Raw genomic sequence first — 15,169 nt, forward strand, 5'->3', positions numbered from 1 at the left:
CTTCTACCTCAATAGTTGTAAAAAAACATCTATAATTGGGTGAATATCTGGTTCTGTATGATAATAGTTGCCGTTTATATGAGTATCTCCAAATTGAAAAGTACGCACGTTACCTTCGAAAAAAGTAATAGAATACCTAAAGCCATCTCTTTTTCCTTGATCATCGTCAGGGATAAATTTAATGTTTTTTATTTCACCAATAAAATCCTGGGTCTTTTCATAGTCAGTCGTAGCTACTCCATAACCTGTATTACCATCCACAATTTCAATTTTAGAAACATCACTCAAATCTTTTTCATAAAACTCCTCTAAAGTTTTAGTTTCCAATCCGCATCCTGACAGCAACAATAAGATTACTAACAATAAGAATAATCGTAAAGTTTCATTACTAACATCCCCATCTACTTCTTCAACCAAAAAAAGAAAATCATCGTGTAGGCAAGTTTTTCTTCATTTGAAATATGGCTTCCGAAACGGATATGACTGTGAACAGCCTCTGCTTGAAATGCTGGATGCAAAGCATAAGGAAAGCGGCCGAAACGATACTTCGCAGTCATTTTTCCGTTATCATCTACGACATCAATATCGCCGGCCATATTATTCGCCGCAAGCTCCCGCCAAACCCGATCATTTTCATGGAATAAAGTTCCCCTACTTTTAAGCACGGATTTCGTGAGCCATTGCTCGAAATAACCAATCCTTTTTCCATCCCTGCTATGGAGTGTTAAGAGAAAACGGTTTCCATTATTCCACAAGGTAAAAGAGGCTAAAAGTTCATCTTTCATATCAAGAATGTCATACGTTGCAGGTAGAATAAATCCTTCAGACATAAAGTTAATAGCGGTTAATTTGCGCGCAAAAGGTCGGCGTTTTGAAGGAATGATTTGAAATATAGAAACGCCGTCAGCATTGACGTTATGCATTGACGGATAGATTGATGGCATCCATTGTACGATTAATTCATTAATATTTTCAAACTGAACTTCACTCTCGAGTTCAGCCATGGTTTCATCCCGAAGGTTCTGCTGCGCGTTGTTGAAAAAAAGTCCCGAAATCAGTAAAGAAATTGCGGTTATTGCTGAAACGACCAGCGTTTCTCCGTTCACTAAAAAGCTTTCGAACCAAACAAAATAATAAACAATCGCGTAAATCGCCGTGATGCCGCCTCCGACAAATGAAAAAATCGACGTCTTTCGGTAAATTTTCTTCATATCCTTCGCTCACCTTACCTTTTCACCCCACGGTGGGATTCATCACTCGATTTTACTTTTTCTGAACATCAAAAAACTAAATCTTGTTTCTGATAAAATGATTGCACTCAGAATTAGCACCGCTCCGATGCCCATTCTAAGCGTCAATACTTCGCTTAAAATTGCGACTGAAAATGCCATTCCCCAAAATGCTTCGGTAGATAGAATGATGGCCGCTTTCGTTTCTGAAATGTATTTTTGAGCGATTGTTTGAAGTAAAAATGCAACCGTCGTTGAAAATATTCCGAGATATACCAATGGATATAAACCTGCCGGCTCGAACGAAAATGCAGTCTCGCCTTTTGAGAATACGACGATAAAAGCTATGATTGCAGCAACTGCCATTTGAACAAGTGTCAGTACAACCGGATCTTCGTCTTCAACAAATTTAGACGTATAAAAAATATGAAATGCAAATGCAAACGCGCAACAAACCGTTAGGAAATCTCCGAGATTAATTTCAAAAGATAATTGAAGCGATAATATCGCGACCCCGAGAATCGCTAGAACCGCTCCGCCCAATTCAAATACATTAATTTTTCTTTTGTAAATTAAAAAACCGATAAATGGTACAATAACAACATTAATCGCGGTCAGAAAAGCATTTTTTGAAGGCGTCGTGAATTGTAAGCCGACTGTTTGAAGCGCGAATGCCGTATATAAGATGCACCCCAATATTGCGCCTTTAATAAGCGTCTTTCTCTTGATTCCTTTTAATTTATTATTAAATATCAGGCATAAAATGAGTGCGCCTATTAAAAATCTTCCCGCCATCAATTGATACGGCGTATAATATTCCAATGCTACTGAACTGGCTACAAAGCCACTGCCCCATATGATTGCGGTGATTGTCAGCCCAATTTCACCAATATACTTTCTCATTTTATCCCTCACTAGCCTTCTCAATTAAGCATCTATTTATATGAATTTCTCAATGATTTCTTCTACTGTTCCTGCAGTGGTTAAATGAACATTTTCACCCGCCCACAGTGACATGAAATCACTCTTTCCTTGCTTTCCCGCTTCTTTCCGAATTTCTTTCGTCAAGTCGTTTTGATAAGGATAAGCTGCGATTCCAACGTTTTTCATATCTGAAATGAATCGATTTTCAATGCCGCGCGCAGTTTTACCCGAGAACGCAGTTGTTAAAGTGGTACATCCCTTGTTTGAATGAAGTATTGCCTGTTTATGTATTGGATGCGCTCCGCTTTCATTCGCCGCCATTAATGCAGTTCCGATTTGGACAGCTTGTGCTCCGGTGGATAATGCTGTTTCTAGCATTTCTTTATTGGCAATGCCGCCAGCTGCAATGATTGGAATTTTGACTGCGTTTAGACAATTTGTTAGTAATTCATTCAGCGGCTGGAAGGTTAATTCGCCATGAAAAGATCCCCGATGGCCTCCCGCTTCACTGCCTTGAACGACTACGGCATCCATTTTAGCTTGTTCCGCTAGCTTTGCTTCTTGTACGGTTGTTGCCGTTCCGATTAAATATACACCGTTCTCTTTCAATACATGAACGGTTTCTTCATCAGGCAATCCGAATGTAAAGGAGCATATTTTAATATTCTCTTCGAGCAACACTTGGACTTGATCATCGAATTCGGAAATTGAATACTTCGGTTTTTTCGAAGAGATGCCGAGTTCAGTTCGAATGGGTTCAAGTGCGTTATAGGCATCTTCCAATTGTTTTTCATTGGCTACCGTCGATTCCGGAATAAATAAATTCACCGAAAATGGTTTTTCCGTCAGCGCTTTTACTTCTCGAATTATTTTACGCGTATCCGCTGCCGACAAATAGCCTGCCCCAATCGAACCCAATACACCGGCTTCTGAACAAGCTGCGACAAATTCCGGTGTCGTGACGCCTGCCATAGGTGCTTGAATAATTGGGTGTTTCATTTGTAAGAAATTCACTGAATCATTCCTTTCGAAAATCATATACGTCTTTTCTAACATCTAACTCCACGCCGTTGATGGAAACTATATGGTCATCAATCCAATTTATTTCCGCAGTTGATTGACGATAGCCCCAGTAAATATTTTTCTTTTTGTTGTTATTTTGAAATACAACTTCCGCTCTGACCGCATCCGCCACTGTCGCGCCGCTCATAGATACATAGGCTTTCACTGTATACTCGCCGTTTGGAGATTGGGATTCTGTTAGAAATTCGCCTGCAGGAAGTTTGGACATGCTGAAGAAAAAGTGATTGATGACCAAAAACAAAATAATAATGATACCTGCCAGTCCCGCTAATAAAATTCCTAATACTTTCATGAAATATTTCATGGCATTGGATGCCCCCTTTTCCAAATAGGACGTTCGGGGAAAGGATAATGTCACTTCATCGAATCATTGTTTATAACCTTATTGTACACGAAATGGATAAGGAATTTTCTATTAATTTTCGCGAAATAAAAAAGATCCACGAAGGATCTTTACTTTATTCCAATATCTCCGCCACGCGGCCGACTTGACCATCTTCTAGCCTGACTTTAATGCCGTGCGGATGAAATTTCGATTTCGTCAACAAGTCTTTTACGACGCCTTCAGTTTTTGCGCCAGTACGTTGGTCTTTCTTCAATACGATTGCGACTTTTAAACCTGGTGTGATATCGTCACGATTTTTTCCGTCCATTGTTCAATCCTCTTTTCTTTTTTGAAACATGCTTTGTACGACATGGGCAGTTCCTGTATGAAGTTGGCCTTCTTCACGGTTCACTTCGCCTACATGGAAATGTTTGATGAAATAACCGTTAAATTGTTCGAGCATTTCTTTCGGATTTATTAGCATGGCTTCATTTCGTGGTCCGCCTGTCCCGTAGGCAAGTTGTTCTTTCGAATACAATTCACTTATATAATATCCGCCTGGTTTTAATGCTTTTTTAATTCCAGAAAAGGTGCGCGCCATAACGTCTTCAGGAAAATGGCCGAAAATTTGAATGATAGCATCCCATTGTTCGGTTTCCCATTTTACGTCTGCAAGATCACGATACGCTGTAGTTACTGTAACACCTTTTTCATCTGCAAGTTGTTTTGTTTTATCGAGACCCGCTTGTGCAAAATCCCAAGCGGTAACGTCGAATCCAAGCGAAGCCAGGTACACTGAATTCCGTCCTTCGCCTTCCGCAATGCAGAGTACTTTCCCTTTCGGCATTAGCTTTGAGGCTTCGACCACAAATTCGTTCGGCTCTTTCCCGTATACATATTCATCTGTCGAGAAACGTTCGTGCCACATATTCGACATTCTGCATCAGTTCCCTTCGGATATGGTGGTTCTAGTTTAGCATACTGGGCGACCCGAGGGGGTTGCGATTGCTTTTTTTGGGGGTATGGTCGCTTCGATACTTGCTTTGGTCGTTTCAGCCGCCACTATAGTCGCTTTTTCTCGTTTATAGTCGCTTCATCAAGTTAGCCCCATTAAAATCATTTGTTTCAAACAACACTTTCCATAAAATCGTCAAGTCGCGTCTCCATCATCCAATCCGTGAGCCCTACAACTCCTAAATCTGTCCACCCTTTATAAACAGTTATTGGTCCATCAATGGCATCGAAAATAGATGCGATATCAAAATAAGAATCATAGATGAATTCGGTTGCATGACGACAGTAAGCTTCCAAAAATAAATCCGCGATTTCGACTCCGTGAAGCAATGCTAAATTCACCCGACAATGGCCTACGTCAATTCCCGCGGGTCCCAGGCAAGCGTTTGGCCAATCCACAATTCCGCTAACTTTTTCGCCATTCCATAACACATTGGCTGGATGGAAATCGCGGTGGATGAATGTTTCATGGTATTTTGGTTTTGCACCGTGTAATCGTTCTAAGGCTGACTTCCACACATCAGGCTTTCGTGTCCATTCGGGAATCTCTAAGTTCTCAACGTTCATATACGGCGCATATTTCCATGAAAAATCCTTCGCTCCAATGGCTCCAATCCGATGAATTTCACTAAGCGTTTTAGCCAATCCATCTGTCCATACATGGAAATCATCTGGCTCGAGCACGACTTTACCTTCTACTTTCGTCATCAGCACAGATGGCATTCCACTTCCTTCGCCGGTTTCATCGGCAGCAAGAAGTAATGGTGTAGGTAAATCACTTCGTGATGAAATTTGCAAACTTGCTGATTCATGCGACACAAGATCCGGTTCTTCTTGGAGCCATTCCTCATTGTCAAATTGACGCAAGATTACGTGACCCTTTTCAGTTTCCACCTCAAAAATCAGCGATGAGGCTCCCCCATAAAGTTTTCTCATCGACTTTACCGCAACACCTAATTTAAGTTCTATCCAAAGTTTCTGTTTTTCATTTAAATCCAAATCCATACCCCCATAAGCAGTAAAAAAATCAACCCATTTCCAGGATTGATTTTTCCGCAATTTATTTTTTAACCGGTTCAAAATGAACTTGTTTAGCACCCGTTATTTTCAGTTTTTGCCCCTCGACTAATTGAACATCACTTTCCGTTTGCAGTGATTCTCCGCCGACTAGCTCGTAAACTCGGACCTCTTTTTCCGGATCAAAAACTTGTAAGTATCCCACCAACCGGTCATCGGTTGTAACTACATAATCACCAGCGTCAATATCCAATCCGACTTCCCATATTCCCGGAGATAAGCTATTTGAAAGTTTCGTTTCGGCATGACGCACCGTTGCGCCATCCAATCCACCATCGAAGAAAATTGTATGGTTTTCACTCAAATCGACGGTCAATGCGGACTCTACGCCATAAAACTGATCAAACATTTCTCGAATCAATAAATCGCCCTGTTCATCATAAATAAATACATTTCCCGAATGCCCGGCAAAAATCTCATATCTGCCTTCAGGAACGTTCACTTCCATTCCCGACTTTTCGATTTCACCCGTTTCTACGTTCTGCCCTTTCGAATTGTCCCGGTCGACTGTGCCGAAAATCGTTTGACTCACATTCCCGACAATCTCATCTTTTTCTTCTCCGACAATTTCACTGTTTTTTTCGGCATCAGTCATATTGTTGTATGTCGGGGCATTGAGTATACTTCCGCAACCGGCAAGAACTAGTAACAAGGCAAAAAGCAAAGCGATCTTACTAACTACCTCTTTAATCGGTGCTGTGATAGTGTTTTTCATAATATTCCACCGTCCCTAGCGCGCCTATTGTCAGTTCCTCGTCATTCAATACGAGTAACCGTTCTATCCATTTGATCTGTTCAGGAATCTGCATATCCGCCAATGGTATGCAAAGCAATCGGTTCGCAATGTAGAGATGATCATCTGGCAACGCGTATCTTAACTGTTCATACTCAGCTGGACGAATGACAATCTTTATATAGGATTCATTTTTCTCATTCAACATTTGCTGCTGAACAATTTTCCCTTCTTTCAAGAAAAGCACGCGGTCCGCATACAAATCCAGGTTCTCGAGCAAGTGCGAGGAAACGAAAATCAGCTTATCTTCTTTCTTCATATCGAGTAAATACTCGGAAATGAGCGCTACGTTCGAAAAGTCCAATCCATTCATTACTTCATCCATCAACATGACAGGCGTATCCGCCGCCGCCATCATCGCAAAACAAAGCCTTTGCCTCATGCCAAGCGAATAGGTGCCTACTTTTCGTTTAACATAATCGCCCATCTTCAACCTTTCAATAATCCCTGGAAGATGTTTTGTAGAGCCTTTCCACATGTTGCCGTATAATTTCAAGTGATCAACGCCCGATAATTCATCAAATAAATCATCTTGATCTGGAAAAGTCGACATATGCTTATGGATATAGAGCTTATCTTTTTCAGTATTGAAACCATATTTATCATTGAATGTCACTTCGCCATTTGTCGGTTTCAGGAAGTTTGCCATGACGTTGAACAACGTCGTTTTACCTGTTCCATTTGGCGCAGCTAGCCCGATTATTTCACCCTTACTCGCCGTTAACGATAAGTTATCCAAGACGACTTTATCTTTGAATGCCACTGAGATATTCTTTAATTTTATCATCGACTGCCCCGTCCTCCCCCATTTTACACACTTCTACTCAAAGTTCTTTGCGTCTGTCGATAGCCGAGTTTATTTTTCACAAATAATATAAAGATCAATAATGCGCAAAGGGCAACTAACCATAGGATTGAATACCAAAAGTCGATTTGAGCAGTCTCCAGTTGTTTCGCTAAAGTTCCAGAAAGAACACTTGAGAAGTCGATGTATTTTAAAGGATGGAAAATCGCAGAATTCACCCCCCAGACCAGTAGCAAATTTGGCACCAAAAACAAACTGAAACCCACCAACACGTTTGCAAAAGCATTTTTGAAAAGGATATTGAGTAAAATGCTTAAATATAAAACGACCAGTGTAATCGCTGCCAACGCTACTAACGCATACAGCAAGTAATCGAAAATAACGACTGCATCATAACCGCCGTTTCTATAAATGACAACCGGATCAGTCAAATAACCCGTCCCGAACTCTTTTGATAAAAAATAATGCCCCAAAAGCAATCCTAATACGAGAAACACCATCGTTTGAATGAAATGGATAAGAACTTTTATATTTATTTTATGCATAAATGAAATCGGAAATCCGCTCATCACCGTCTGATGTCTTTGTTCATAAACAATGATCTCGCTGCCGCTTATCAAGACAAAGAAAACAAACGGCAATCCGCTCAGTAAAGCTAATGCAGAGACAAAATGCGGCTCTGCCAAAAACTTATTTGAATCCAATGTCAATTTTTCTTTCTGGATAAAACGCAAAAACGCATCTTCTTTCAAGATTTCATCCTTTGGTACGATGAAATGTTGAGGAACGCCCGGATAGCCCAATTCATGCGCTTCGAGTCGCAGTTCGTTCAACTCCAAACCGTTTGCAACATAATCCTCGGTCACTTCGCCTTCCATGATATAGAATCGTTGAAAGTTCACCAATGTAGATTGCCGGGTCAAGATATCGTACATCGCTTGTTTTTCCGAGTCACCTTCTTGCAAATCGTCCCCATATGACTTGAATAATATGCTGTTCGAATTTGCTTCCGCTGCTTTTATATCTCGCAAGTTTTCCGCCGGTGTTTGATTTGTATAGAGAACAAACAGTGGAAAAAACAGCATAATGACGATACCGAGAAACCAATTTTTCCGATTCTTTATTAGAATTTTTGATTCAAAAAGAAAGTATCTCCAAAGCATGATTTTTCCCTACCTCCAAAATGGCATCAGTTTGTTTGATAAAAACGCTGTTTGTCTACGATCCGAGAAACGAGAACGAGCAAAAGTTCAGTTATGACGATTGCAATGATAAATAGAAGATACCCTTTTGAATAAGTAATCGTTTCCAAATTCACCAAAAAGTTTTTTGCGCCAGTGATCACCTTGCCAAACTCAAAATACGTCTGGGGGAAATGGCTAATTTCAACACCTAAAATTTCTCTTAATGTTCTTGTGAAATATATGCGTTCTGAAAAAAGAATGAGCGAACTGACAAGAAGTACAAGCCATTCGTTTTTCAACACCAAACTTAATACCATATTCAACCGAATAAAAAAGTACACAAGAATCGGGATGAAACCAATTGCAAGCAATAGGAATTTCCCGATTGAAATCATTTCGGAGTCCATGAAACCAATTTCAGTGCCCGGAACAAGCACAGGAATTTGGATGCCAAAATAACCGAAACCATTTTGGAATGTCAATGCGGCCATTCCGGCAATGAATAGCGCGAATAGCACGAGCATTGTATAAGAAAATGCCACGAAAGTCTTCAGGTTTATAAGGCGATACCAGGATAAGGGTATCCCTTGTAAAACTGTCGGGTTTTTTCGATCTCGCACGAGCACATCACTGCCGAAATAAATTGCGCAAAAAAAGATCAAGTAAGTCATGGGACTTAACAATAAATTCGACAATACTTGAAGCGCTGTCTTTTGCTCGATAATTTCATTAGAAACCGGAAGATCACTCGTTAAATAGCTGTCATAGCGTAGTTGCATATGATGCAATAGATTAGAACGATCCTTGTGCGGAAAAGGCGACTTTGGAAATATTGTCTTGTCCTCCATAAAAGCCATCGGATCTATGTTCAGGATTTTGAAACGCAAGTACCGGGTATATTCCTCATTTTCATAAGCATGGACCATTGCATTCCGAACCTTATTTCTATATTCATCTTGCGCATAAGCCGACATGCCAATAAAATGAATGATTCCCGTCGCGCCTCTGGCTTCCCTGCTTTCTTGGGAAGCTGCCGTGTCAGAGACGAGCACTTTCAATTCTTCGACGTCTATCGTGTCGATTGTTTCTTGATTCGGCAAGACGATAAAACAATAACTAAAAACCAATGCTGCTAAAAATACGATGAACATATTATTCTTTTTGCTTTTTCGCATGAGCATGAACTCATGTTTTATAAAGAATCGATTCATCTTAGCCTCCCCTAATCCAACTTTAGTTCCAGGGTTTATAATTTTCTATCTTTTCCCTATTTTTCACTAGTTTACCAAAGTAGTTGAAAAGTAACAAGGGTGCAATTATTGAATCAATTCATCTATTTAACATCTACCCATAAACAATGTCACCAGCAACTACAGTCATGACAACCTTCGCATCAACGATTCCTTCATTTTCAACAGTGAATAAATCCGTATCGAGAATCGTAAAATCCGCATCGAAGTTTTCACGAAGTTTCCCGCGCACGTCGCCTTTTCCAATAGTCGCAACGCTTCCTGCAGTAAATATATGCACCGCTTCGAAACGACTAAGTTTCTCATTAGGCAAATAGCCTTCATGGGTCTCGCCTGGTTTCCGACGCGTCACGGCAGCATAGATTCCGAGTAAAGGATCCACTTCTTCGACCGGCGCATCCGAGCCGCCGCCGCAAATAAATCCACGGTCGATTAACTTTTTCCAAGCGTAGGCCCAGTCCAGACGCTCATCGCCTAACCGATCCATCGCCCATGGGAAATCCGACGACACAAATACCGGTTGTAAATCCAGAATGACTGGAAGTTTTTCCATTCTCGCAACCAAATCGTCACGCAACACATTCACATGAATCAATCTGTCGCGCTTTCCTATAGGAACAGGATATTTTTCGATGGCATCTAATGCTTTTTCTGCAGCCGCATCTCCGATGACATGGACCGCAATCGCTTCATCGTATTTTCGTGCTAATTTAACAAGTTCTTCAATTTCTTCATCGGTATGAACCGCCACGCCTGATGTTTCGGGCGTATCTGAATAAGGCTTGCTCAATAACGCAGTCTTTCCGCCAAGTGCACCATCGATGAAAAACTTCATCTCTCCAGGTGTTATCCAAGGTTCGTTGTAAGTTGCCTGCTCTTCCATTATTTGCTCGAATACCGGGGATCTTCTAAGTAAATGGGCACGGAACTTCCGCTGATCGCCGATAACATTTTTAAAAGCTTGAAGCGGGTTTGTGTAATCACCGTAATAGCCGAGATCATCTGTCACAGCGCCGGTTAATCCAAGCGCGACCAAATCATCGACGGATTTCGATAAAGCTTTTGTCAATGATTCAACTGTTGGTTCTGGTAGCAAGTCTAGCACCAGATCCTGCGCGCTTTCATGAAGATAGCCAGTTGCTTCCCCGTTTTCATCGCGTTCGATAACGCCGCCTTCAGGATCCGTCGTATCTTTCGTAATGCCTGCTAGTTCAAGAGCTTTTGAGTTTGCAAGGACTGCATGGCGACATGTCCTTTTCAACACCATTGGTGAATCCGTGACCTTATCTAGTTCGTCTGCTCGCGGAATTCTTTTATCTGGAAAATTGTTTTCGTTCCACCCTTCGCCGATAAACCACTCATCCGGCGTTAAATCTTTATGCGCATCATTAAGCATGTCCAGCATTTCTTCCGCAGACCCTGCTTTTGCTAAATCAAGGCTCAGTAACCTTTGGCCATGTCCGATCATATGCATATGGCTATCGACAAAACCTGGATAGAGAACAGCTCCTTTTAAATCGATTTCTTTATCGGCTCGTCCTTTTAATTCCTCATAGGTTCCAATCGCGCTAATTTTGCCGTCTTCTGTAAGTAGCGCCTCGACTTGCTCGCCTTCGAAATTCATCGTATATATCGTTCCGTTATGCCATACCGTTTTCATGTACAATTCCCCCTGTCTACCATATAGTCTAAACTTTCGGGCAATCCTGTGCAATGGCCGCGAAAAAAATGCTACAATTATAGTAGAAATATATTGGAGGGATTTCATTGAGATTAACTGTTTATTTGGCAGGAGAAATTCATAGTGCGTGGCGTGAGGAAGTTAAAGTGAAAGTAGCAGCTTTGAATTTGCCAATTGATTTCGTCGGACCGATGGAAGATCACGACCGTTCCGATAATATCGGAGAAGAAATTTTAGGCGAACAGCCAAATGCAATTTTTAAAGATGCAGCGGCTTCGAACTTTAATAACTTGCGAACGGAAATTCTAATGAAGAAAGCCGATCTTGTCATCGCTTTGTTCGGCGAAAAGTACAAGCAATGGAATACCGCAATGGACGCGAGCGCAGCCGTTGCATACGGAAAACCGCTAATTCTTATTCGCCAGGAAGAACATCATCATGCACTGAAGGAATTATCGCGTAAAGCACACGCCACTGTAGAAACAGTCGACCAAGCGATAAAAGCATTGCATTATATATTTGAATGAACTAGCTGGGGACTCCACTTTGAATGGTGGAGTTCTTTTTTGATTCATTTCGATAGGTATTTAGTGGTGTTTTACGGATATAAGTGTGAAAGGCGCGGATATATGTATTAATTGTAGGGATATACATCATAAAGTTGCGGATATCACTGCTTATGTGTCGGATATAGCCCGCTATCTGTCGGATATCCACCCAAATTTACAAAACCTTTACACCCCCTTTATACTTCCTTAACATTCCACCTCTATGATTAGAACTAGATAACTCGAATGGAGGATTCTCATGACATTAATGACAGAGCATAAAGAAGACGTACAACTTCGGCTGATGGAAAATGCCAACTGGCGAAAGCCTGTTTATGAAACGAATGGATTGAATCTTTGGTACGGAGCTTCGCATGCACTGAAGAATATCGATCTATCCATTAATGAAAAAGAAGTCACCGCAATTATCGGTCCATCCGGTTGCGGGAAGTCGACCTATTTAAAAACCCTGAACCGAATGGTGGAAATGGTTCCCGATGTATCTATATCCGGCCATGTTACATTCAAAGGAAAAAACATTCTTGGAAATGCGATACCTGTAGAAATGCTTCGTTCTAAAGTTGGCATGGTTTTCCAAAAGCCAAATCCATTTCCTAAATCGATTTATGAGAATGTCGCATATGGACCTAAAATTCATGGAATCCGAAACAAAGCGATGCTCGACAATATTGTGGAAGATAGTTTGCGAAAAGCTGCCCTTTGGGATGAAGTGAAAGACCGCCTCCATAAAAGTGCTTACGGACTTTCCGGCGGACAACAACAACGACTTTGCATCGCTCGCTGTCTCGCGATAGACCCTGAAGTCATCTTGATGGATGAACCTACTTCCGCTTTAGATCCGGTTTCGACGCACAAAGTGGAAGAGCTCATAAATACTATTAAAAACGATGTGACCATCGCAATCGTCACACATAATATGCAACAGGCAGCACGGATTTCAGACCGCACAGCATTTTTCCTGAACGGTGAAATTATTGAATGTGATCAAACATCCACAATCTTTAATAACCCGACCGACCACCTTACAAATGACTATATAAATGGCCGATTCGGCTAATGACTAAACACCGCTTTTTATTCCAACGAATAAAAGGCGGTGTTTTTAATTTTACTCTTATTCCCTTATTTACAAAAGGTTTACATTAAACACATACTAGCTTAACAATCACTCCTTATACTTAAAACTAGAAAGAGCAAAACTTTCTACTAAAACAGATATTAAGAGGAGGACAATTCAAATGAAATTGAAAAAGTATCTCTTGCTACTGGCTGTGGCAGCTCTTGCTGTAGTTGTTGCTGCATGCGGAGCTGATCCAAAGGCGAATAGCGACAATGAAACAGAAAAGATTGAAGGAAGCGTTGTGATTGATGGATCTGGAACAGTTTATCCGTTAATGGCTAGAATCGCAGAAGAATATATGATAAATGAACAAGAAAATGTATCCGTAGAAGTTAGTCGTGCGGGAACAAGCGCAGGATTTAAGAAGTTTTTAGTAAAAGACGGAACAGACTTTAACAATGCATCCCGTCAAATAAAAGACGAAGAAGCAGCTGAAGCAGAAGATCTAGGAATTGAAGTTAAAGAATTAAAGGTTGCATTAGACGGTTTAACATTTGTGATTAACAAAGATAATGATTGGGCTAAAGAAATGACTCCGGAACAGCTTATTAGCATATTCAAAGCGGACAGTGGCATTGAAAAATGGTCGGATCTAGACCCGAGTTGGCCTGATGAAAAGATTAATCCGATGGGACCGAACGAAAACCACGGAACGTATGAGTTCTTCTATGAAAGCATTTTAGAAAAACAAGATCTCGTAGACAGCGTAAATTTACAACAAGATTACTCAACACTGGTTAACTTAGTAGCTGAAGACAAAAATGGAATTGCATTCTTCGGATTTGGGTACTACGTCAATAATAAAGACAAGTTAGATGCGGTTCATGTAGATTTCGGTAACGGCGCGGTAGAACCATCACTTGATACAATCTCGGAAGACGGCGACTATGCACAGTTTACACGACCAGTCTTCACATACTTGAATATCCAGAACACAACAGAAAAACCACAAGTTCTAGATTACGCGATTTATCTGATGGACAATATTAATAACTTTGCTGGTGAAACTGGTTTTGCACCAATACCAGATGCTGAAGTCAAAGAAAGCATTGAATACTTGACTGGTTTAAAAAACGAATAAGCTCTACTGCAAGAAGATGAGCGCGCATCCCATGCCTCATCTTCTTGTACCTTATAAATGATAAAGGAGTGCTCTGTGCAATGCCCATTAAGAATGAAATAACAAAGAATGAGATTGGCATCAGGGAATTAATCGAACAAAAGCAGCGCTCAAAAAACTTCAAAGAGTCATTCGAACGAGCCATTCCAATCTTTCTATTTCTAATTGCTTCTGTATCAATCTTAACAACCGTCGGTATCATCTACACATTGTTATCCGAAACCATCGAGTTTTTTAAACGGGTACCGATTGCAGAGTTTTTTACTGGCACTGTGTTAAAACCACTTAGCCAAACACCAGAGTTCGGTGTCCTGCCACTTATTATCGGTACTGTGACATCATCACTCATCGCTATGGCAGTTGCCGCCCCCATCGGGTTAATGTCGGCAATCTATTTGAGTGAATATGCGTCTGAAAAGGTACGAAAAACAGTTAAACCTTTACTCGAAATACTCGCGGGAATCCCGACAATCGTCTATGGATTTTTCGCATTCACTTTCGTCACGCCGTTACTGCGCGAAATTATTCCCGGGCTTGCGGCAACAAACATATTGAGCCCTGGAATCGTGATGGGGGTTATGATCATTCCGATGATTGCTTCTCTCTCAGAAGATGCGATGAGTTCCGTGCCAAATTCGATGCGTGAAGGTGCATTAGCATTAGGGTCAACGAAATTAGAAGTGACAAAAAAAGTTGTCATTCCTGCCGCCCTTTCAGGAATTATCGCCTCATTTGTTCTTGGAATCTCTCGTGCGATTGGTGAAACGATGATTGTTACGATTGCCAGCGGTAGCACAAAAAACTTCACGTTCGACATTACGCAATCCATGCAAACAATGACCGCTTATATTGTCGAAGTCACGGGCGGAGATGCACCTGCAGGATCCACAATCTATTACAGTCTGTATGCTGTTGCGATGACGCTATTCGTATTTACGCTACTGATGAACTTATTGGCAAGATCAATTTCCCGCAAATATAGGGAGGAGTATTAA

The 15,169-nt window shown here is 41.0% G+C and carries 17 protein-coding genes; 4 read left to right on the forward strand and 13 right to left on the reverse strand.

Features of this window, described 5'->3' with window-relative positions; translation table 11 throughout:
- Positions 1–3: 3 nt before the first annotated feature.
- The 13 genes from JSQ81_RS10540 to JSQ81_RS10600 all read right to left on the reverse strand — a co-directional run bounded on the left by JSQ81_RS10540 (position 4) and on the right by JSQ81_RS10600 (position 11,344).
- Positions 4–417, reverse strand: a complete 414-nt coding sequence (locus tag JSQ81_RS10540) for a hypothetical protein (RefSeq protein ID WP_249336516.1) — start codon at positions 415–417, stop codon at positions 4–6.
- A complete protein-coding gene (locus JSQ81_RS10545; protein ID WP_212604054.1) occupies positions 402–1,211 on the reverse strand; it encodes a hypothetical protein in 810 nt (269 codons plus the stop codon). The genes JSQ81_RS10540 and JSQ81_RS10545 overlap by 16 nt, the downstream gene beginning before the upstream one ends.
- A 42-nt stretch (positions 1,212–1,253) precedes the next feature.
- A complete protein-coding gene (locus JSQ81_RS10550) occupies positions 1,254–2,132 on the reverse strand; it encodes a DMT family transporter (RefSeq protein WP_212604055.1) in 879 nt (292 codons plus the stop codon).
- Between the two features lie 36 nt (positions 2,133–2,168).
- Positions 2,169–3,167, reverse strand: a complete 999-nt coding sequence (locus JSQ81_RS10555) for an NAD(P)H-dependent flavin oxidoreductase (RefSeq protein ID WP_249336517.1) — start codon at positions 3,165–3,167, stop codon at positions 2,169–2,171.
- A gap of 4 nt (positions 3,168–3,171) precedes the next feature.
- Positions 3,172–3,540: a DUF5412 domain-containing protein gene (locus JSQ81_RS10560; RefSeq protein ID WP_212604056.1), complete on the reverse strand. Its 369-nt coding sequence runs from the start codon at positions 3,538–3,540 to the stop codon at positions 3,172–3,174.
- 154 nt (positions 3,541–3,694) lie between these two features.
- Positions 3,695–3,889, reverse strand: coding sequence for a YwbE family protein (locus JSQ81_RS10565; protein ID WP_212604057.1), 195 nt, complete (start codon positions 3,887–3,889; stop codon positions 3,695–3,697).
- A 3-nt stretch (positions 3,890–3,892) separates the two neighbouring features.
- Positions 3,893–4,498: a class I SAM-dependent methyltransferase gene (locus JSQ81_RS10570; protein ID WP_212604058.1), complete on the reverse strand. Its 606-nt coding sequence runs from the start codon at positions 4,496–4,498 to the stop codon at positions 3,893–3,895.
- A gap of 188 nt (positions 4,499–4,686) precedes the next feature.
- Positions 4,687–5,574, reverse strand: coding sequence for an aminoglycoside phosphotransferase family protein (locus JSQ81_RS10575; protein WP_212604059.1), 888 nt, complete (start codon positions 5,572–5,574; stop codon positions 4,687–4,689).
- Between the two features lie 61 nt (positions 5,575–5,635).
- Complete coding sequence (locus JSQ81_RS10580) at positions 5,636–6,367, reverse strand: hypothetical protein (RefSeq protein ID WP_212604060.1); 732 nt, start codon at positions 6,365–6,367, stop codon at positions 5,636–5,638.
- Positions 6,339–7,232 carry an ABC transporter ATP-binding protein gene (locus JSQ81_RS10585; RefSeq protein WP_212604061.1) on the reverse strand — a complete coding sequence of 298 codons (894 nt, stop codon included), beginning with the start codon at positions 7,230–7,232 and terminating at the stop codon, positions 6,339–6,341. Before JSQ81_RS10585 ends, JSQ81_RS10580 begins: the two co-directional genes overlap by 29 nt.
- A gap of 23 nt (positions 7,233–7,255) precedes the next feature.
- Complete coding sequence (locus JSQ81_RS10590) at positions 7,256–8,413, reverse strand: hypothetical protein (protein ID WP_212604062.1); 1,158 nt, start codon at positions 8,411–8,413, stop codon at positions 7,256–7,258.
- A 26-nt stretch (positions 8,414–8,439) separates the two neighbouring features.
- Complete coding sequence (locus JSQ81_RS10595) at positions 8,440–9,645, reverse strand: hypothetical protein (protein ID WP_212604063.1); 1,206 nt, start codon at positions 9,643–9,645, stop codon at positions 8,440–8,442.
- Between the two features lie 133 nt (positions 9,646–9,778).
- A complete protein-coding gene (locus tag JSQ81_RS10600) occupies positions 9,779–11,344 on the reverse strand; it encodes an amidohydrolase (protein ID WP_212604064.1) in 1,566 nt (521 codons plus the stop codon).
- A 107-nt stretch (positions 11,345–11,451) separates the two neighbouring features.
- On the opposite strand from JSQ81_RS10600, the gene JSQ81_RS10605 reads away from it, so the two are divergent.
- The 4 genes from JSQ81_RS10605 (at position 11,452) to pstC (ending at position 15,169) form a co-directional block, all read left to right on the forward strand.
- Positions 11,452–11,892 carry a YtoQ family protein gene (locus tag JSQ81_RS10605; protein WP_212604065.1) on the forward strand — a complete coding sequence of 147 codons (441 nt, stop codon included), beginning with the start codon at positions 11,452–11,454 and terminating at the stop codon, positions 11,890–11,892.
- Between the two features lie 280 nt (positions 11,893–12,172).
- Positions 12,173–12,991, forward strand: coding sequence for a phosphate ABC transporter ATP-binding protein PstB (gene pstB / locus JSQ81_RS10610; RefSeq protein ID WP_212604066.1), 819 nt, complete (start codon positions 12,173–12,175; stop codon positions 12,989–12,991).
- 181 nt (positions 12,992–13,172) lie between these two features.
- On the forward strand, positions 13,173–14,135 hold the full coding sequence (locus JSQ81_RS10615; RefSeq protein WP_212604067.1) for a PstS family phosphate ABC transporter substrate-binding protein: 963 nt from the start codon (positions 13,173–13,175) through the stop codon (positions 14,133–14,135).
- Between the two features lie 80 nt (positions 14,136–14,215).
- Complete coding sequence (gene pstC / locus JSQ81_RS10620; RefSeq protein WP_212604068.1) at positions 14,216–15,169, forward strand: phosphate ABC transporter permease subunit PstC; 954 nt, start codon at positions 14,216–14,218, stop codon at positions 15,167–15,169.

The sequence above is a fragment of the Sporosarcina sp. Marseille-Q4063 genome, from assembly GCF_018309085.1.
In the GTDB taxonomy this organism is placed as follows: domain Bacteria; phylum Bacillota; class Bacilli; order Bacillales_A; family Planococcaceae; genus Sporosarcina.

What these genes read in the sequence shown, in the direction of transcription:
- JSQ81_RS10545 (WP_212604054.1), bottom strand. Translation starts at nt 1,211, where the DNA reads ATGAAGAAAATTTACCGAAAGACGTCGATTTTTTCATTTGTCGGAGGC.
- JSQ81_RS10550 (WP_212604055.1), bottom strand. Translation starts at nt 2,132, where the DNA reads ATGAGAAAGTATATTGGTGAAATTGGGCTGACAATCACCGCAATCATA.
- JSQ81_RS10560 (WP_212604056.1), bottom strand. Translation starts at nt 3,540, where the DNA reads ATGAAATATTTCATGAAAGTATTAGGAATTTTATTAGCGGGACTGGCA.
- JSQ81_RS10565 (WP_212604057.1), bottom strand. Translation starts at nt 3,889, where the DNA reads ATGGACGGAAAAAATCGTGACGATATCACACCAGGTTTAAAAGTCGCA.
- JSQ81_RS10570 (WP_212604058.1), bottom strand. Translation starts at nt 4,498, where the DNA reads ATGTCGAATATGTGGCACGAACGTTTCTCGACAGATGAATATGTATAC.
- JSQ81_RS10580 (WP_212604060.1), bottom strand. Translation starts at nt 6,367, where the DNA reads ATGAAAAACACTATCACAGCACCGATTAAAGAGGTAGTTAGTAAGATC.
- JSQ81_RS10585 (WP_212604061.1), bottom strand. Translation starts at nt 7,232, where the DNA reads ATGATAAAATTAAAGAATATCTCAGTGGCATTCAAAGATAAAGTCGTC.
- JSQ81_RS10590 (WP_212604062.1), bottom strand. Translation starts at nt 8,413, where the DNA reads ATGCTTTGGAGATACTTTCTTTTTGAATCAAAAATTCTAATAAAGAAT.
- JSQ81_RS10595 (WP_212604063.1), bottom strand. Translation starts at nt 9,645, where the DNA reads ATGAATCGATTCTTTATAAAACATGAGTTCATGCTCATGCGAAAAAGC.
- JSQ81_RS10600 (WP_212604064.1), bottom strand. Translation starts at nt 11,344, where the DNA reads ATGAAAACGGTATGGCATAACGGAACGATATATACGATGAATTTCGAA.
- pstB (WP_212604066.1), top strand. Translation starts at nt 12,173, where the DNA reads ATGACATTAATGACAGAGCATAAAGAAGACGTACAACTTCGGCTGATG.
- JSQ81_RS10615 (WP_212604067.1), top strand. Translation starts at nt 13,173, where the DNA reads ATGAAATTGAAAAAGTATCTCTTGCTACTGGCTGTGGCAGCTCTTGCT.
- pstC (WP_212604068.1), top strand. Translation starts at nt 14,216, where the DNA reads ATGCCCATTAAGAATGAAATAACAAAGAATGAGATTGGCATCAGGGAA.